Source organism: Pseudescherichia sp. (assembly GCF_031987975.1).
In the GTDB taxonomy this organism is placed as follows: Bacteria; Pseudomonadota; Gammaproteobacteria; order Enterobacterales; family Enterobacteriaceae; genus Pseudescherichia.
On sequence record NZ_DALZYX010000010.1, the window covers coordinates 75,578 to 93,100 of the forward strand.

The window sequence follows — 17,523 nt, forward strand, 5'->3', positions numbered from 1 at the left end:
GTGAAGCGTGGTCGTACAGGGCGCTCCTGCTGGCTATTGCTGCCGGGAGCGTTGGCTGCTCTGCTTATTGCCCTGCTGCTTGCGGACCGGATCTGGCCGCTGCCCCTCGCTGAGGTTAACCCGGCGCGGGTGGTGGTGGCCGAAGACGGCACGCCCCTGTGGCGCTTTGCTGACGCCGATGGCATCTGGCGCTATCCGGTGACCATTGAAGAGGTGTCGCCGCGCTACTTGCAGGCGCTGATCCAGTATGAGGATCGTTGGTTCTGGTCGCACCCAGGGGTCAACCCGCTGGCGATTGTCCGCGCCGCCTGGCAGGATCTGCGCTCGGCCCGAGTGGTCTCCGGCGGTAGCACCCTCACCATGCAGGTTGCCCGATTGCTCGATCCCCATCCGCGCACCTTCGGCGGCAAGATGCGCCAGCTGTGGCGTGCGCTCCAGCTGGAGTGGCATCTCTCTAAGCGTGAAATCTTAACGCTCTATCTCAATCGTGCGCCCTTCGGCGGCACCTTGCAGGGCGTCGGCGCGGCCAGCTGGGCCTACCTTGGTAAATCCCCGGCGCAGCTGAGCTATGCCGAGGCCGCTTTGCTGGCGGTGCTGCCCCAGGCCCCGAGTCGCCTGCGCCCGGATCGCTGGCCCGAGCGGGCGCAGGCGGCGCGGGATAAGGTGCTGGAGCGCATGGCGTCGCAGCAGGTCTGGTCCGCGCGGCAGGTGCGTGAGTCCCGCCAGGAGCCGGTCTGGCTTGCGCCTCGACAGATGCCCCAGCTTGCGCCGCTGTTTGCCCGACGGGTGGCGGGCAGAGATAAGCAGAGCAAAATTGTCACCACCCTCGACGCCACGCTGCAACGGCAGCTGGAGGCGCTGGCGCTCAACGTTAAGCCGCAGCTGCCGCCGCGCAGTTCGCTGGCGATGATCGTTGTCGATCACACCACCATGAAGGTGCGCGGCTGGGTTGGTTCCGTAGATATCAACGACGACAGCCGTTTCAGCCACGTGGATATGGTCACTGCCGTGCGATCTCCTGGCTCGGTGCTCAAGCCCTTCGTCTATGGGCTGGCGATGGACGAGGGGCTGATCCACCCGGCGTCGCTCCTACAGGACGTTCCCCGTTTAGCGGAAGATTACCGCCCCGGTAACTTTGACAGCGGTTTTCACGGTCCGGTCAGCATGAGCGAAGCCCTGGTCCGATCGCTTAACCTGCCCGCAGTGCAGGTGCTGGAGGCCTATGGCCCGAAGCGCTTCGCCGCCCGCCTGCGCAATGCCGGTCTGCCGCTGACCCTGCCCGCCGGGGCCGAGCCGAACCTGTCGCTGATCCTCGGCGGGGCAGGGGCGACCCTGGCCGATATCACTGCCGCCTACAGCGCCTTTGCCCGCCACGGCAAGGCCGGTTTTTTACGCCTCCAGCCGCACGATCCGCTGGTAGAGCGCCCGTTGATGTCGCCTGGGGCAGCGTGGATAATTCGCCGCATCCTCGCCTCCCAGGCGCAGCCGCTTCCCGATGCGGATCTTAGTCAGGTTGTCCCTCTTGCGTGGAAAACCGGCACCAGCTACGGCTACCGGGATGCATGGGCAGTGGGTATCAACGCCCGCTATGTGATTGGCATTTGGACCGGTCGGCCCGATAGTACCCCGGTCGCCGGACAGTTTGGCTTCGCCAGCGCCGTGCCGCTGCTTAACCAGGTCAACAATATGCTGCAAGCTCATTCGGCGCTGGAGGTTGCCCGCCAGCCGCGCGATCCCCGCCCGGAGTCAGTCAGCCGGGGCGTCATCTGCTGGCCCGGTGGTCAAAGCCTGCCTGCCGGGGATAACAACTGCCGCCGCCGTCTTGCCACCTGGCTGCTGGATAAGAGCGAGCCGCCGACGCTTTTACTTCCCCAGCAGGAGGGGATCCGGGGGATCCGCTTCCCGGTCTGGCTCAATACTCAGGGACAGCGCGTGGCGGCGGACTGCCCGGACGCACATGAGCAGACACTGGTGGTATGGCCCCTGCCGCTGGAGCCGTGGTTGCCCGCCAGCGAGCGCCGCGCCGCACGCCTGCCTGCACCGTCAGTTTCTTGCCCACCACGTCAGGAGGAGTATCCGCCCCCGCTGCTGCTCACCGGCGTAAGAGAGGGAGCGGTGGTGAAGCGGCTTCCCGGCGAGGCGTACGTCTCCCTACCGTTACAGGCGTCGGGCGGGGAGGGGGAGCGTTGGTGGTTTATCAACGGCGAGCCGTTAGATAACCACGGACGAGCGTTAAGCTTGCGTCTTGAGAAGCGGGGGGAGTATCAGCTGGTAGTCATGGATAGGGCCGGACAGACCGCAACGGTGCTTTTTCGGGTACTGTAGCGCCAGTTTGTGGCTGAAGGTTGCTAAAACTCATCTTATTTTAAAAAAATGTTATCTTCATCCATAGGCAAGGGGGGCGTTGCTCTCTATAATTCGCGCCAGGTCATACGGGTGTATGCACGACAACAAATACATAACAGAGGTTATCATGGCAATTGAACGTACTTTTTCCATCATCAAACCGAACGCGGTGGCAAAAAACGTTATTGGCAGCATCTTTGCACGCTTTGAATCCGCTGGGTTCAAAATCGTTGGCACCAAAATGCTGCATCTGACCGTTGAGCAGGCTCGCGGTTTCTATGCTGAGCACGAAGGTCGCCCATTCTTTGACGGTCTGGTTGAGTTCATGACCTCTGGCCCGATTGTAGTATCCGTGCTGGAAGGCGAAAACGCCGTACAGCGTCACCGCGATCTGCTGGGTGCGACCAACCCGGACAACGCGCTGGCCGGTACCCTGCGCGCCGACTACGCTGACAGCTTCACCGAGAACGGCACCCACGGTTCTGACTCCGTTGAGTCTGCTACCCGTGAAATCGCCTTCTTCTTCGGTGAGAACGAAGTCTGCCCGCGCACTCGTTAATTATTTCGCTAATGCCGCCGACAGACGTGGCATTGATGCAGTAGAATTTGTACAATGCAGCGCCCCGGACGAGCAGCAGCTTACCGGGGCGCTTCTTTTTTCAACCCTCCAGGGGCCACAACGTGTAACAACGAGGCCGGAATCTATTATGTCTGAACAAACAGTTACGCCTGAAATCGTCGTCTCGACGGTTCCCAACAAAGACGCCAAAATCAACCTGCTGGATCTCAACCGTCAGCAGATGCGCGAATTTTTTAAAAACCTGGGCGAAAAGCCGTTCCGTGCCGACCAGGTGATGAAGTGGATGTACCACTACTGCAGCGATAACTTTGATGATATGACCGATATCAACAAGGTGCTGCGTAACAAGCTCAAAGAGGTCGCCGAGATCCGCGCCCCGGAAGTCGTGGAAGAGCAGCGCTCTACCGACGGCACCATCAAATGGGCGATTGCGGTGGGCGACCAGCGCGTTGAGACGGTCTACATCCCGGAAGAGGATCGCGCCACGCTGTGCGTCTCTTCCCAGGTCGGCTGCGCCCTGGAGTGTAAATTCTGCTCTACCGCCCAGCAGGGCTTTAACCGCAACCTGCGGGTCTCTGAGATCATCGGCCAGGTGTGGCGTGCGGCGAAAATCGTCGGCGCGGCAAAAGTCACCGGCACGCGTCCAATCACTAACGTGGTGATGATGGGCATGGGCGAGCCGCTGCTCAACCTGAACAACGTCGTTCCGGCGATGGAGATCATGCTGGATGACTTCGGCTTTGGTCTCTCCAAGCGCCGCGTGACCCTGTCCACCTCGGGCGTTGTGCCTGCGCTGGACAAGCTGGGCGATATGATCGACGTGGCGCTGGCGATTTCGCTCCACGCGCCGACGGATGAGATCCGTGACGAAATTGTGCCGATCAACAAAAAGTACAATATCGAAACCTTCCTTGATGCCGTTCGCCGCTACATTAGCAAATCCAACGCTAACCAGGGCCGCGTCACCATTGAGTACGTTATGCTGGATCACGTCAATGACGGCACCGAGCATGCGCACCAGCTGGCAGAAGTGCTGAAGAACACTCCCTGCAAGATCAACCTGATCCCATGGAACCCGTTCCCCGGCGCGCCGTATGGCCGTAGCTCAAACAGCCGTATCGATCGCTTCTCTAAGGTGCTGATGGAGTATGGCTTTACCACTATCGTGCGTAAAACCCGCGGTGATGATATCGACGCAGCCTGCGGCCAGCTGGCGGGTGAGGTGATCGACCGTACCAAGCGCACCCTGCGCAAGCGTATGCAGGGCGAGCCAATTTCGGTTAAAGCCGTCTAATTATGCTTTCTGCACGGTCCCGAAACGGGATCGTGCAGCATAATTGCGTGGCGTAACTTACTCAAATATACAGTTTCGATAAATAATTACGGTGCGTTTCCGTCGTGATTGAGGCAGTATGTAACGATGGAACAACAGTTTAGCCCACGAGGTAAAAGCTGTTCTGTTATCCCCGGCCTGACAGCTCTATACTGTCGGTCTAAGGTTAACTGACCCAGAAGTTTCGCGGTGCGGGTGGGCATTGTGACTTACCGGCACCTGATTTTACATTTCACGTACCAGCAGCTGTAGCGAATGAATACTGAAGCCACTCAAGACCTAAATGCAACACAAACCACTGGCGTCCGCCTGCGCAACGCCCGCGAGCAGCTTGGGCTAAGCCAACAAGCGGTCGCTGAACGCCTGTGCCTCAAGGTTTCCACCGTTCGCGATATCGAAGAAGACAAAGCGCCTGCCGAATTGGCTTCCACCTTCCTGCGGGGCTATATCCGCTCCTATGCACGCCTCGTGCACATCCCGGAAGAAGAGCTGCTGCCAATGATGGAAAAACAGGCTCCGGTCAGAGCGGCAAAGGTCGCCCCGATGCACTCTTTTTCCCTTGGCAAACGCCGTAAGAAGCGCGATGGCTGGCTGTCGAGCATCACCTGGCTGATTGTTTTTGTCGTGGTTGGCCTGACCGGCGCATGGTGGTGGCAGAACCACAAAGCCCAGCAGGAGGAGATCAGCACCATGGCCGATCAATCCTCCGCAGAACTTGCCAGCAACGGCGAAACGCAAAGCATCCCTCTGAATACCGACCCGGCCGAGCCTGCTGACGCGCAGACCACCGGTACCGCGCCGGCCGACGTAGCAACCCAGACACCGCCAGCGGCGGCAACCACCGCGCCAGCGCAGAGTAACGCACAAAACGCCGTGGTCTCTCCGTCCCAGGCTAACGTTGACGCCGCTGCTGCCCCTGCAGCAACCGCTGCGCCAGCGGCGAATGCGACAGCGAATACCGCACCGGACGCAGCCCCGCTGCCGATCGATCAGGCAGGCGTGACGAATACCGTCGATGCCAACGCGCTGGCGATGACCTTTACCGCCGACTGCTGGCTGGAAGTGACCGACGCCACCGGCAAGAAGCTGTTCAGCGGTATCCAGCGTAGCGGTGCCAGCCTGAACCTGGCCGGCCAGACCCCTTATAAATTAAAAATTGGTGCACCGTCAGCCGTGCAGATCCAGTTCCAGGGCAAGCCCGTCGATCTGAGCCGCTTTATCAGAACGAACCAGGTTGCGCGCCTGACCCTCAATGCCGAACAATCAGCAGCTCAGTAACTGACGGGCAACGCGGGAGAGTTTTCAATGCATAACCAGGCCCCTATTCAGCGTAGAAAATCGAAACGTATCTACGTGGGGAATGTGCCGATCGGCGATGGTGCCCCTATCGCCGTTCAATCAATGACCAATACGCGTACCACGGATGTGGAAGCCACGGTCAACCAGATCAAAGCCCTTGAGCGCGTAGGTGCGGATATTGTCCGCGTCTCCGTGCCTACCATGGACGCGGCGGAAGCCTTTAAGCTCATCAAACAGCAGGTTAGCGTTCCGCTGGTCGCGGATATCCACTTTGACTACCGTATTGCGCTGAAGGTGGCGGAGTACGGCGTTGACTGCCTGCGTATCAACCCAGGCAACATCGGTAACGAAGAGCGTATTCGTACCGTTGTTGACTGCGCGCGTGACAAAAACATTCCGATCCGCATCGGCGTTAACGCCGGATCGCTGGAGAAGGATCTGCAGGAGAAGTACGGCGAGCCGACGCCGCAGGCGCTGCTGGAGTCCGCCATGCGCCACGTGGATCATCTCGATCGTCTCAACTTTGACCAGTTCAAGGTGAGCGTCAAAGCCTCCGACGTCTTCCTCGCCGTTGAATCCTACCGCCTGTTGGCGAAGCAGATCGATCAGCCCCTGCACCTCGGCATCACCGAAGCCGGTGGCGCGCGTGCAGGCTCGGTGAAGTCAGCCATTGGCCTCGGACTGCTGCTCTCGGAAGGGATCGGCGACACGCTGCGTATCTCGCTGGCGGCGGATCCGGTTGAAGAGATCAAAGTCGGTTTCGATATCCTCAAATCCCTGCGCATCCGCTCCCGTGGCATTAACTTTATTGCCTGCCCAACCTGCTCCCGTCAGGAGTTTGACGTAATCGGCACGGTGAACGCCCTCGAGCAGCGCCTTGAAGATATCATTACCCCGATGGACGTCTCTATCATCGGCTGCGTGGTGAACGGTCCCGGCGAAGCGCTGGTCTCCACCCTCGGCGTCACCGGCGGCAACAAGAAGAGCGGCCTGTACGAAGACGGCGTGCGTAAGGATCGGTTGGACAACGGCGACATGATTGCCCAGCTGGAAGCCCGCATCCGCGCCAAGGCCTCTATGCTTGATGAAGCCCGCCGCATTGACGTTCAGCAGCTGGAAAAATAACGTAGCTGGGAAGCGGCTGGCTTCCCGTGTATGATTGAACCCGCAGGGTCCGCACGTTCGGATTTGCCCTGAGGGTTCATTTTTATATTTATAAAGAGAATAAACGTGGCAAAGAATATTCAAGCCATTCGCGGCATGAACGATTACCTGCCAGGCGACACCGCCATCTGGCAGCGCATTGAAGGCACACTTAAGAACGTGCTCGGCAGCTACGGTTACAGTGAAATCCGCTTGCCGATTGTAGAGCAGACCCCGTTATTCAAACGCGCCATCGGTGAAGTGACCGACGTGGTTGAAAAAGAGATGTATACCTTTGACGACCGCAACGGCGATAGCCTGACGCTGCGTCCGGAAGGTACGGCGGGCTGCGTACGCGCCGGCATCGAACATGGTCTCCTGTACAATCAGGAGCAGCGTCTGTGGTACGTCGGGCCGATGTTCCGCTACGAGCGTCCGCAGAAAGGGCGCTACCGCCAGTTCCATCAGCTGGGCTGTGAAGTCTTTGGCCTACAAGGTCCGGACATCGACGCCGAGCTGATCCTGCTCACCGCCCGCTGGTGGCGCGCGCTGGGCATTGCCGATCACGTTAGCCTGGAGCTGAACTCCATCGGCTCGCTGGAGGCGCGTGCTAACTACCGCGATGCGCTGGTTGCGTTCCTTGAGCAGCATAAAGATAAGCTTGACGAAGACTGTAAGCGCCGCATGTACAGCAACCCACTGCGCGTGCTGGACTCAAAAAATCCGGACGTGCAGCAGCTGTTAAATGACGCTCCGGCGCTGGGCGACTACCTGGACGACGACTCTCGCGAGCACTTCGCCGGCCTGTGCAAACTGCTGGAAGCGGCAGGCATCGCCTATACCGTGAACCAGCGCCTGGTGCGCGGTCTCGACTACTACAACCGCACCGTCTTTGAGTGGGTGACCACCAGCCTTGGCTCGCAGGGTACGGTTTGCGCAGGCGGCCGCTACGACGGCCTGGTTGAGCAGCTTGGCGGACGCGCAACGCCAGCGGTTGGCTTTGCGATGGGCCTTGAACGACTTGTTTTGTTAGTTCAGGCAGTTAATCCGGAATTTAATGCCGATCCCGTTGTCGATATATACCTGGTCGCGTCGGGTACCGATACGCAGGCCGCTGCGCTGCAGCTGGCTGAGCGGGTCCGCGATGCAGTGCCAGAGGTAAAATTGATGACCAACCACGGCGGCGGCAACTTCAAGAAACAGTTTGCCCGTGCCGACAAGTGGGGCGCTCGCGTCGCACTGGTGCTGGGTGAGTCAGAAGTGGCTGACGGCAACGTGGTAGTGAAAGATTTACGCTCTGGTGAGCAGACGACCGTAGCGCAGGATAGCGTTGCCGCGCATTTGCGCACACTACTGGGCTAATCTCCCCGGGGAATTATCGTTTAGGAGAAGGACTGCGTGGAAATCTACGAGAACGAGCACGACCAGGTTGATGCGATTAAACGCTTCTTTGCCGAGAATGGCAAAGCGCTGGCCGTTGGGGTTATTTTAGGCGTTGGGGCACTGGTAGGCTGGCGCTACTGGGCGAGCCATCAGGATGATTCCGTGCGTGAATCATCGTATGCCTATGAAAATGCCGTCTCGGCGCTGCGGGCGGATAAGCCAGAGACGCTGGCAGCCGCAGAGAAGTTTGCTGCTGATACCAAAAACACCTATGGTGCCTTTGCCTCCCTTGAGCTGGCCCAGCAGTTTGTAGAGAGCAACCAGCTGGATAAAGCCGCAGCGCAGCTGCAGCAGGGTCTGGCCGCCGCCAGCGATGAGAATCTGAAAGCGGTGATCAACCTGCGCCTGGCGCGTGTTCAGGTACAGCTGAAGCAGGCCGATGCAGCGCTGAAAACCCTGGAGTCAATCAAGGGTGAAGGCTGGACGGCCATCGTAGCCGATCTGCGCGGCGAAGCCCTGCTCAGCAAGGGCGATAAACAAGGTGCGCGCAGCGCATGGGAAACGGGCGCGAAAAGCGACGCTTCGCCAGCGCTGAGTGAAATGTTGCAGATGAAAATCAATAATTTGTCCATCTGAGAGGGACCCGATGCAATTGCGTAAATTACTTCTGCCAGGGCTGCTTTCGGTCACCTTGCTGAGTGGCTGTTCTCTGTTTAATGGCGAAGAGGACGTTGTTAAAATGTCTCCGCTGCCGACGGTGGAGAACCAGTTTGACCCGTCGACCGCGTGGAGCACCTCTGTCGGTGACGGCATTGGCGATTTCTACTCTAACCTGCATCCGGCGTTTGCTGACAGCGTGGTTTACGCTGCCGATCGTCACGGGGTGGTGAAAGCCATCAATGCCGACGATGGAAAAGAGGTGTGGTCCATTAGCCTGGCCGAGAAGAGCGGCTGGTTCTCCACCCGTCCAGCGCTGCTCTCTGGCGGGCTGACGGTGGCTGGCGGCCACGTCTACGTCGGCAGTGAAAAGGCGCAGGTCTATGCCCTGAACACCAACGATGGCTCCCAGGCCTGGCAGACCACCGCCGCCGGGGAAGTGCTCTCCCGTCCGGTCGTGAGCGACGGCCTGGTGCTGATCCATACCAGCAACGGCCAGCTGCAGGCGTTGAACGAGAGCGATGGTCTGGTGAAGTGGACCGTTAACCTCGACATGCCAGCCCTGTCGCTGCGCGGTGAGTCCGCCCCGGCTCCGGCCTTTGGTGCGGCGATTGTCGGCGGTGATAACGGTCGCGTCAGCGCGGTTATGCTGAAAGAGGGCCAGATGATCTGGCAGCAGCGTATCTCCCAGGCCACTGGCGCAACGGAGATTGACCGTCTGAGCGACGTTGATACTACCCCGGTAGTGGTGAACGGCGTGGTCTATACGCTGGCCTATAACGGTAATCTGACCGCGCTGGATCTGCGCAGCGGCCAGATTATGTGGAAACGCGAGCTGGGTTCGGTGAATGATTTCATCGTTGATGGCAACCGCATCTACCTGGTTGACCAGAACGATCGCGTATTGGCCCTGACGACTGACGGCGGCGTCACGCTCTGGACACAAAGCGATCTGCTGCACCGTAACCTGACCTCGCCGGCGTTGTATAATGGATCCATCGTAGTGGGTGATAGCGAAGGCTACATGCACTGGATCAATCCGGAAGACGGACGTTTTGTGGCACAGCAGAAAGTTGACAGCTCCGGTCTGCTGACCGAGCCGGTTGTCGCCGATGGCAAACTGCTGATCCAGGCGAAAGACGGTACGCTCTACGCGATTACGCGTTAATTACGGCGGTCGTTGGCGTTGAAAAACGGCTCCTGTTTCAGGGGCCGTTTTACTGTTTTTAATTTTTACTGATTTACCAGCGGCGCGAATTGGCGACGTTGACAATGATTTTTTGAATGAGGCTTTAAACATGATTCCTGTGGTCGCGCTTGTCGGACGCCCGAACGTTGGCAAATCCACCCTTTTTAACCGCTTAACGCGTACTCGTGATGCGCTGGTAGCGGACTTCCCGGGGCTGACGCGCGACCGTAAATACGGTCGGGCCGAGGTCGAAGGCCGCGAGTTTATCTGTATCGATACTGGCGGTATTGACGGTACGGAAGACGGCGTCGAAACCCGCATGGCGGAGCAGTCCCTGCTGGCGATTGAAGAGGCGGATGTGGTGCTGTTTATGGTAGATGCCCGCGCAGGCCTGATGCCTGCCGATGAGGCCATCGCCAAGCACCTGCGCTCGCGTGAAAAACCGACCTTCCTGGTGGCTAACAAGACCGACGGTCTCGATCCCGATCAGGCAGTCCTTGATTTTTACTCTCTTGGTCTGGGCGAGATCCACCCAATTGCCGCCTCTCACGGGCGCGGCGTGACCAGCCTGCTGGAGCACGTGCTGGTGCCGTGGATGCAGGAAGTCGATCCGCGTGAAGAGGAAGAGGTGGATGAAGACGCGGCCTACTGGGCGCAGTTTGAAGCCGAGCAGAACGGTGAAGAAGCTGAAGAGCCGGAAGACGACTTCAACCCGCTGGATCTGCCGATCAAGCTGGCCATTGTTGGTCGTCCTAACGTCGGTAAATCTACCCTGACCAACCGCATTCTCGGTGAAGATCGCGTGGTGGTGTACGACATGCCGGGCACCACTCGCGATAGCATCTACATCCCGATGCAGCGCGACGAACGTGAATACGTGCTAATCGATACCGCGGGCGTGCGCAAGCGCGGCAAGATCACCGATACCGTAGAGAAGTTCTCGGTAATCAAGACCCTGCAGGCGATTGAAGATGCCAACGTAGTGATGCTGGTGATCGACGCCCGGGAAGGCATCTCCGATCAGGATCTCTCCCTGCTGGGCTTTATCCTCAACAGCGGCCGCTCGCTGGTCATCGTCGTCAACAAGTGGGACGGCTTGAGCAATGAAGTGAGAGAGCAGGTGAAAGAGACCCTCGACTTCCGTCTGGGCTTCATCGACTTTGCTCGCGTGCACTTTATCTCTGCCCTGCACGGCAGCGGCGTCGGTAACCTGTTTGAATCCGTACGCGAAGCCTATGACAGCTCAACCCGCCGCCAGAGCACCGCGATGCTGACCCGCATTATGAATATGGCTGCAGAAGATCACCAGCCGCCGCTGGTGCGCGGTCGCCGCGTGAAGCTGAAATACGCCCACGCCGGTGGTTACAACCCGCCGATCGTGGTGATCCACGGTAACCAGGTGAAAGACCTGCCGGATTCCTACAAGCGCTACCTGATGAACTACTTCCGCAAATCGCTGGACGTTATGGGTACGCCGATCCGCATTCAGTTCAAAGAGGGGGATAACCCGTTCGCTAACAAGCGCAACACCCTGACCCCGAACCAGATGCGTAAGCGTAAGCGTTTGATCAAGCATATTAAGAAAGGCAAGTAACAGTCCTGAGCGTAACGCTATTATCAAGCCCGCATATTGCGGGCTTTTTTATTTATGCGATATAGGCGGGCCGTATTTCAATGTGGCCTGAGCTAACCTTTATGCTTTACACAACCCCGGAAAAAGAGACCAGTTATAATTGCGGATGATAGAAATCAGCGCTTCTGCCTCTGGATTCAGTCGCCTGTTTCTCGAATACACCAGAGCATAGTGCGCCCTGGGCAGCATCTCTCTGATTGGCACTTCCGTAAATTGACATCCGTCGAATGGTGTAGACATGGCATTGGCCAGTACCGTGATAAACCCTGCATGCGCTACCAGGTTAAATATCGTGATAACCGAATCGGTTCTCACCACGCGATCTGTATTCACAACATTGTTTTCCAGTAGCTCTGATAGAGCCTGGTAATAACCCATGTCGGTTCGGGGTAACACCCAACGAGCATGTTGCAGGGCATTCAGCGTCTCACAGGCGGCGAGTGGATGATCCTGACTTGAGATATAGGCAAATTCTGCATCAAACAATGGATGAACAGTCATATTCTGGACCGGCATATCCGGCGTCACGGTTCCTATAGCAAAATCCAGCCGACCTTCCCGCAGAGCCGGTAACAGCGTCGAAAGCTGCGCCTCCTGAATGGTTACCCTGGCCGTAGGGTATAAGCAGTTAAACTGTTGAACAATATCAGGTATAGCTGTAAAAGCGATTAATGAAGAAAATCCAAAAGCAATTTCGGTTACGGGATCGTTCAATAATCTGCGCATATCATTTACCGTCTGCGTTAGATCCTTGAGTACCGTTCTTGAGTGCGGCAGGAGTAGTTTTCCAGCTTCGGTTAACTCTATACCATTATTGTTTCTAACGATTAAATCAAGTCCAAAATAGTGCTCAATAGCATGAACTGTTTTGGTTACTGAAGGTTGAGTAATTCCTAATGACCTCGCTGCCGCCCTGATACTTCCGCATCTAACAACCTCATGGAATATAATTAAATGATGAGTTTTTGGTAGTGTATTCATTTTGTGAATCTTAGGGTTTTAAATAGTATAAATACTCTCACTGTTCATTATTCTAAGATGTGCAAAAATTGCTTTTCGCATTTTGTGATACAAGTATCAATTTTCATAACCTTTTGAATTGAAAATGCTTTCTTATCAATTACGCTATTTTTTATTGACTGAGATCAATTTTTAACAAAAGTTGATAACTTTTAATTATCACGATAGGTATTTTTGGTCTTCAAATTTTTTTAATATCTAATCATGATGTGCGCACTCACTTTTTATTTATATGGAGATTTAATATGAGTGCGGATGGAAAATGTAATTGTATTATTTCGTTGGTTAAAATAATGGTCGCAGTGTTAATTCTTGTGATCATTTCCGAGTGGATCGGCGTAACGTCAATTCATTTTGGCAAAACCACGATTGGTTTCTTGCCTATGTTGTACGCCGTTATTTTGGGAGTAATCATAACTCCCGATCTCCTTGGTAAGCATATAAAATTACTTGGGCGGTTTATTACCTGTAAAGAAATTAGTATTACCGGGAATGTGGTGATGATGGCACTGTTACCCCTCGGCGTTAAGTATGGCACGCTAGTTGGCCCAAATATTGAAGCTGTTATCAATGCTGGGCCCGCATTAATTCTTCAAGAGATTGGTAATCTCGGGTCCGTTCTCATCGCGATGCCCGTAGCGTTGATGCTAGGCATGCGCCGCGAAGCGATTGGTGCCTGTTCAAGTATTTCTCGTGAACCCTCTCTGGGAGTTATTGGCGAAAAATATGGTATTGAAAGTCCGGAAGGAACCGGCGTACTTGGCACCTATCTAGTCGGCTCCGTGATAGGTACAGTCTTTTTCGGTGTTATCAGCCCGCTGGGGCTACAGCTCGGGCTTCACCCGTTATCACTTGCCGTCGCATGCGGACTCGGATCCGGCAGTATGATGGCAGCCGCCTCTGCATCTCTCTCTGCCGCAGTTCCAGCTATGTCCTCGCAAATTCTGGCTTTCGCAGCAACCAGTAACATGCTGGCCGCGTTTACTGGAATGTACGCTCTGATCTTTCTTGCCCTGCCGCTCAGTAATCTAATGTACCGGTTGCTGCCTAAAAAATCACATTGATTTAAAAGGATAAATCACCATGACACTGAAAGAATACGTATCCAGTGCCCGCATTATTATTCCGTGCATTTTTCTAGTGCTGATCGCTCAATGGGTCGGAAAGGGAATGTCACCTGTTGCAGCCATCCCCGGCGCTCTGATGATGCTGTCGATTATTCTGGCCTCACTACAAATAAAAGCCTGGCTACCCAAACTGCCCCTACCAGCTTTCGCCTGGGCCACGCTTATCGCACTATTACTTAGTGTTCCATATTCACCGGTAAGTAAATTATTCATGCACTACACCAACCGGATCGACTTTTTGGCTACGACTACACCTTTACTTGCATTCGCCGGACTGTCTGTTGGTAACAGCCTTGATAAACTGAAATCCCTCAGCTGGCGCATTATCATTATTTCATTACTCGTTTTCACCACCGCATTTTTTGGCGCGGCTTTTGTTGCGCAATTCATTCTAAATATTCAGGGCATCATCTGATGGAGATAAATATGAATCATCAAACCTACCATGATTATGGCGTCAGTATGCGCCGACACTTACACCAGCATCCAGAACTTGGCCGCCAGGAATGTGAAACCCAGCTCTGGTGTGTTAATCAGCTGAAGCAGATGGGCTACGATATTACCCTTTGTTTTGGCACTGGGTTTTATGCTGATCTTCATGTGAGCGACACACTTCCCCGGCTCGCCTTCAGAGCTGATATGGATGCCCTGCCAGCCACAGAAAAGCCCGGTGAAGTCGTCATCTCCCAGAATCCCGGCGTGGCGCATCTTTGTGGGCACGATCTCCACATGGCCATTGCCCTGACAGCCGCAAGAATGATGAGCGATCAGCGAACTCGCTTGCAGGCCAATATCCGTTTTCTTTTTCAGCCATCCGAAGAGATGTTCCGGGGCGGTGCCAAAGGGATGATTGGAGAAGGCGCACTGGAAGGAGTGGACGCAGTTTATGGCCTGCATAACGACCCACAGATTGACTGCGGGCAAATTGCTGTCCACCCGGGGATCATGTCATCTAATGGCGACCAGTTTCGGCTTAACATTGCAGGGAAAAGTGCACATGCCTCTTCTCCGCATCTAGGGTTGGATGCGTTATCAGAAGCGGTACGTCTGCTGACGGCGTTCCGGGCTGTTATCACAGACCGTATAGATCCAAACAAAGCAGCCTTGATTTCAACCTGTATGCTAAATGCTGGGGAGGCACCCAATATTCTGGCCAGAACTGCTGAATTACAAGGGTCTATACGCTCTTTTGACCCTACTGTACACAAAATGCTAATTGGTAGTTTTATGGAGGAAATTCAGGAGTCACGTCGCAGAGGGTATACCGTAGAGCTTGAGATGAGGGGTTATCCAGCCATTAATAACCACCCTGCAGAAACACAAATATTGACTGAAACAGCGCGGCTTTTTCTTGGCGAAGAGAATGTTTTGACGGACCATCCACCCATGGTGGGATCCGAAGATTTCTCTTTTTTCCTTAAAGAGAAACCCGGCGCTTTTTTCTTTTTGGGAAGTGGTGACCACAGTAATGGGATCGATAACCCCCTGCATTCCAATCCCTTCATTGTTAATGAGGATTGTATCCTGATTGGGGCCGCTATTTTTTCTATGTTGGCGGGACTTTAAGCTCATTGCCAGCGGCTTCGTATAAGCCAGTAGCTTATGCCAACATCGATAAAACCCGCGCCTGTCGCGGGTTTTTTTCGTCTATTGAAAGCATAAATTTTCCTGCGCTGTGTCAAACACTATTCGCTTCTGACCAACTTTAAATCTAAGAAAGTAGACAAACGTCGAGTTTTCATCTTAAAGTCCCGGGGTTGGTACTAGACAAAACTAGCGCCAGATTATCAAATAGTTATATAACTCTTCGCCGCATGTAAAAAAATCGGTCAGATACGTAACTGATCGGCGTATATCGCGGCGTTTGCCTGCACAACGACATACCTTTCGGGAGAAATATGCAATCCTCTGTTAATCATCAAGAGAGCCGAACGTTCTTCGGCCATCCCTATCCGCTCGGCTCGCTGTTCTTCACCGAGATGTGGGAGCGTTTCTCGTTTTACGGCATTCGTCCGCTGCTGATCCTGTTTATGGCTGCCACGGTGTATGACGGTGGGATGGGGCTGGCACGTGAGAACGCCTCCGCCATTGTCGGTATCTTTGCCGGTACTATGTATCTTGCTGCGCTGCCGGGTGGCTGGCTGGCGGATAACTGGCTCGGCCAGCAGCGCGCGGTCTGGTATGGCTCGATCCTGATTGCCCTCGGCCACCTGTCGATTGCGCTCTCCGCCTTTATGGGCGACAACCTGTTCTTTATCGGCCTGATGTTCATCGTGCTCGGCTCTGGTCTGTTCAAGACCTGTATCTCGGTCATGGTCGGCACACTGTATAAGAAAGGCGATGCACGTCGCGACGGCGGTTTCTCGCTGTTCTACATGGGCATCAACATGGGCTCCTTCATTGCACCGCTGATCTCCGGCTGGCTGATTAAAAGCCACGGCTGGCACTGGGGCTTCGGTATCGGCGGCATCGGGATGCTGGTGGCGTTGATTATCTTCCGCGTGTTTGCCGTTCCAGCCATGAAACGCTACGACAGTGAAGTGGGTCTGGACTCCACCTGGAACAGCCCGGTAGTGAAGAGAAAGGGCGTGGGCATGTGGCTGCTGGCGCTGGCACTCGGGGTGGCGGTCGTCGTTACGCTGATTGCGCAGGGCGTGATTGTCATCAACCCGGTCGCGGTCGCCAGCATGCTGGTCTACGTGATTGCGGCATCGGTAGCGCTCTACTTCATCTACCTGTTTGTCTTTGCGGGCCTGAACCGTAAAGAGCGCGCTCGACTGCTGGTCTGCTTTATCCTGCTGGTCTCCGCGGCGTTCTTCTGGTCTGCGTTTGAGCAGAAGCCGACCTCGTTCAACCTGTTCGCCAATGACTATACGAATCGCATGATCGGTGATTTTGAAATCCCTGCCGTGTGGTTCCAGTCGATCAACGCCCTGTTCATCATTCTGCTGGCCCCGGTATTCAGCTGGGCATGGCCGAAGCTGGCGAGCATGAACGTTCGCCCGAGCAGTATTACTAAGTTCGTGATCGGTATTCTCTTTGCGGCGGCAGGCTTTGGCCTGATGATGCTGGCGGCACAGAACGTGCTGAATAACGGCGGGGCAGGCGTCTCTCCGTTCTGGTTGGTGGGCAGTATCCTGATGCTGACGCTCGGCGAGCTGTGTCTCAGCCCGATTGGTCTGGCGACCATGACCCTGCTGGCACCGGAAAGAATGCGCGGTCAGATGATGGGGCTGTGGTTCTGCGCAAGCGCGCTGGGTAACCTGGCGGCAGGCCTGATTGGCGGTCACGTGAAGGCCGACCAGCTCGATATGCTGCCGGATCTCTTTGCCCGCTGCTCCGTTGCCCTCTTAATCTGTGCCGCCGTGCTGATCGTCCTGATTATTCCGGTCCGTCGCATGCTGGAAAATGCGCAGGCTAAACCGGCCGCTAACGCCGGGTAATACCTCAACGTTGCCGGGGCAGGCGCCATGCTCCGGTAACGTCCTATCGCATATCGTGTTAAAATCAAAATAGTTATGCATTCCCTGTAAAGGAGTCACTATGTCGATAACCTGCCCAGATTGTCATGCAGAGCTGGAGCCACACAACGGCGTAGCCCACTGTGAAAATTGCAATAAAGATATTCAGCTGCATGCGCTCTGCCCCGATTGCCACAAGCCATTAGAGGTGCTCAAGGCATGCGGTGCCGTGGATTATTTCTGCCAGCACGGTCACGGGCTGATCTCTAAAAAGCGCGTCGAGTTCGTCAGGTCTGACGCCTAATTACAAAATTTGCGCAATCGTCTCTTAGCACTTACGTTTTTTAACGAC

Annotated in this window: 15 protein-coding genes; 14 read left to right on the forward strand and 1 reads right to left on the reverse strand. The window is 55.6% G+C overall.

The genetic code is table 11. The features are described from left to right. From pbpC to der, 9 genes are all read left to right on the forward strand, one after another. Positions 1 to 2,325, forward strand: coding sequence for a peptidoglycan glycosyltransferase PbpC (gene pbpC / locus RTN40_RS17620; protein ID WP_312229601.1), 2,325 nt, complete (start codon positions 1 to 3; stop codon positions 2,323 to 2,325). Positions 2,326 to 2,473: 148 nt separating this feature from the next. Beyond that, positions 2,474 to 2,905, forward strand: a complete 432-nt coding sequence (ndk, locus tag RTN40_RS17625; RefSeq protein ID WP_312212698.1) for a nucleoside-diphosphate kinase — start codon at positions 2,474 to 2,476, stop codon at positions 2,903 to 2,905. 148 nt (positions 2,906 to 3,053) lie between these two features. After that, positions 3,054 to 4,220 carry a bifunctional tRNA (adenosine(37)-C2)-methyltransferase TrmG/ribosomal RNA large subunit methyltransferase RlmN gene (locus RTN40_RS17630; protein ID WP_103818865.1) on the forward strand — a complete coding sequence of 389 codons (1,167 nt, stop codon included), beginning with the start codon at positions 3,054 to 3,056 and terminating at the stop codon, positions 4,218 to 4,220. A gap of 294 nt (positions 4,221 to 4,514) precedes the next feature. Further along, the gene (gene rodZ / locus RTN40_RS17635) at positions 4,515 to 5,537 is read left to right on the forward strand and encodes a cytoskeleton protein RodZ (RefSeq protein WP_312229602.1); all 1,023 of its coding nucleotides are present in this window, start codon (positions 4,515 to 4,517) and stop codon (positions 5,535 to 5,537) included. Between the two features lie 27 nt (positions 5,538 to 5,564). Then, a complete protein-coding gene (gene ispG / locus RTN40_RS17640) occupies positions 5,565 to 6,683 on the forward strand; it encodes a flavodoxin-dependent (E)-4-hydroxy-3-methylbut-2-enyl-diphosphate synthase (RefSeq protein ID WP_312229603.1) in 1,119 nt (372 codons plus the stop codon). A 105-nt stretch (positions 6,684 to 6,788) separates the two neighbouring features. After that, the gene (hisS, locus tag RTN40_RS17645) at positions 6,789 to 8,063 is read left to right on the forward strand and encodes a histidine--tRNA ligase (RefSeq protein ID WP_312229604.1); all 1,275 of its coding nucleotides are present in this window, start codon (positions 6,789 to 6,791) and stop codon (positions 8,061 to 8,063) included. A gap of 36 nt (positions 8,064 to 8,099) precedes the next feature. Then, positions 8,100 to 8,720, forward strand: a complete 621-nt coding sequence (locus tag RTN40_RS17650) for a YfgM family protein (RefSeq protein WP_312212695.1) — start codon at positions 8,100 to 8,102, stop codon at positions 8,718 to 8,720. 10 nt (positions 8,721 to 8,730) lie between these two features. Beyond that, entirely contained in the window at positions 8,731 to 9,909 is a 1,179-nt protein-coding gene (gene bamB / locus RTN40_RS17655; RefSeq protein WP_312229605.1) for an outer membrane protein assembly factor BamB, read from the forward strand. A gap of 130 nt (positions 9,910 to 10,039) precedes the next feature. After that, a complete protein-coding gene (gene der, locus RTN40_RS17660) occupies positions 10,040 to 11,524 on the forward strand; it encodes a ribosome biogenesis GTPase Der (protein ID WP_312229606.1) in 1,485 nt (494 codons plus the stop codon). 99 nt (positions 11,525 to 11,623) lie between these two features. Here the strand turns inward: der and tdcA are convergent, their stop codons facing one another. Beyond that, positions 11,624 to 12,544 carry a transcriptional regulator TdcA gene (tdcA, locus tag RTN40_RS17665; RefSeq protein ID WP_312229607.1) on the reverse strand — a complete coding sequence of 307 codons (921 nt, stop codon included), beginning with the start codon at positions 12,542 to 12,544 and terminating at the stop codon, positions 11,624 to 11,626. A gap of 284 nt (positions 12,545 to 12,828) precedes the next feature. On the opposite strand from tdcA, the gene RTN40_RS17670 reads away from it, so the two are divergent. From RTN40_RS17670 to RTN40_RS17690, 5 genes are all read left to right on the forward strand, one after another. Continuing rightward, positions 12,829 to 13,647, forward strand: coding sequence for a DUF3100 domain-containing protein (locus tag RTN40_RS17670; protein WP_312229608.1), 819 nt, complete (start codon positions 12,829 to 12,831; stop codon positions 13,645 to 13,647). Between the two features lie 19 nt (positions 13,648 to 13,666). After that, positions 13,667 to 14,125, forward strand: coding sequence for a hypothetical protein (locus RTN40_RS17675; protein WP_312229609.1), 459 nt, complete (start codon positions 13,667 to 13,669; stop codon positions 14,123 to 14,125). Positions 14,126 to 14,136: 11 nt separating this feature from the next. After that, complete coding sequence (locus RTN40_RS17680; protein WP_312229610.1) at positions 14,137 to 15,276, forward strand: M20 family metallopeptidase; 1,140 nt, start codon at positions 14,137 to 14,139, stop codon at positions 15,274 to 15,276. Between the two features lie 332 nt (positions 15,277 to 15,608). Then, positions 15,609 to 17,153: a peptide MFS transporter gene (locus tag RTN40_RS17685; protein WP_312229611.1), complete on the forward strand. Its 1,545-nt coding sequence runs from the start codon at positions 15,609 to 15,611 to the stop codon at positions 17,151 to 17,153. Positions 17,154 to 17,253: 100 nt separating this feature from the next. Beyond that, the gene (locus RTN40_RS17690; RefSeq protein WP_312229612.1) at positions 17,254 to 17,475 is read left to right on the forward strand and encodes a zinc ribbon domain-containing protein; all 222 of its coding nucleotides are present in this window, start codon (positions 17,254 to 17,256) and stop codon (positions 17,473 to 17,475) included. Positions 17,476 to 17,523 lie beyond the last annotated feature (48 nt).

What these genes read in the sequence shown, in the direction of transcription:
- tdcA (WP_312229607.1), bottom strand. Translation starts at nt 12,544, where the DNA reads ATGAATACACTACCAAAAACTCATCATTTAATTATATTCCATGAGGTT.
- RTN40_RS17670 (WP_312229608.1), top strand. Translation starts at nt 12,829, where the DNA reads ATGAGTGCGGATGGAAAATGTAATTGTATTATTTCGTTGGTTAAAATA.
- ispG (WP_312229603.1), top strand. Translation starts at nt 5,565, where the DNA reads ATGCATAACCAGGCCCCTATTCAGCGTAGAAAATCGAAACGTATCTAC.
- RTN40_RS17680 (WP_312229610.1), top strand. Translation starts at nt 14,137, where the DNA reads ATGAATCATCAAACCTACCATGATTATGGCGTCAGTATGCGCCGACAC.
- RTN40_RS17690 (WP_312229612.1), top strand. Translation starts at nt 17,254, where the DNA reads ATGTCGATAACCTGCCCAGATTGTCATGCAGAGCTGGAGCCACACAAC.
- ndk (WP_312212698.1), top strand. Translation starts at nt 2,474, where the DNA reads ATGGCAATTGAACGTACTTTTTCCATCATCAAACCGAACGCGGTGGCA.
- RTN40_RS17630 (WP_103818865.1), top strand. Translation starts at nt 3,054, where the DNA reads ATGTCTGAACAAACAGTTACGCCTGAAATCGTCGTCTCGACGGTTCCC.
- rodZ (WP_312229602.1), top strand. Translation starts at nt 4,515, where the DNA reads ATGAATACTGAAGCCACTCAAGACCTAAATGCAACACAAACCACTGGC.
- der (WP_312229606.1), top strand. Translation starts at nt 10,040, where the DNA reads ATGATTCCTGTGGTCGCGCTTGTCGGACGCCCGAACGTTGGCAAATCC.
- bamB (WP_312229605.1), top strand. Translation starts at nt 8,731, where the DNA reads ATGCAATTGCGTAAATTACTTCTGCCAGGGCTGCTTTCGGTCACCTTG.
- RTN40_RS17675 (WP_312229609.1), top strand. Translation starts at nt 13,667, where the DNA reads ATGACACTGAAAGAATACGTATCCAGTGCCCGCATTATTATTCCGTGC.
- RTN40_RS17685 (WP_312229611.1), top strand. Translation starts at nt 15,609, where the DNA reads ATGCAATCCTCTGTTAATCATCAAGAGAGCCGAACGTTCTTCGGCCAT.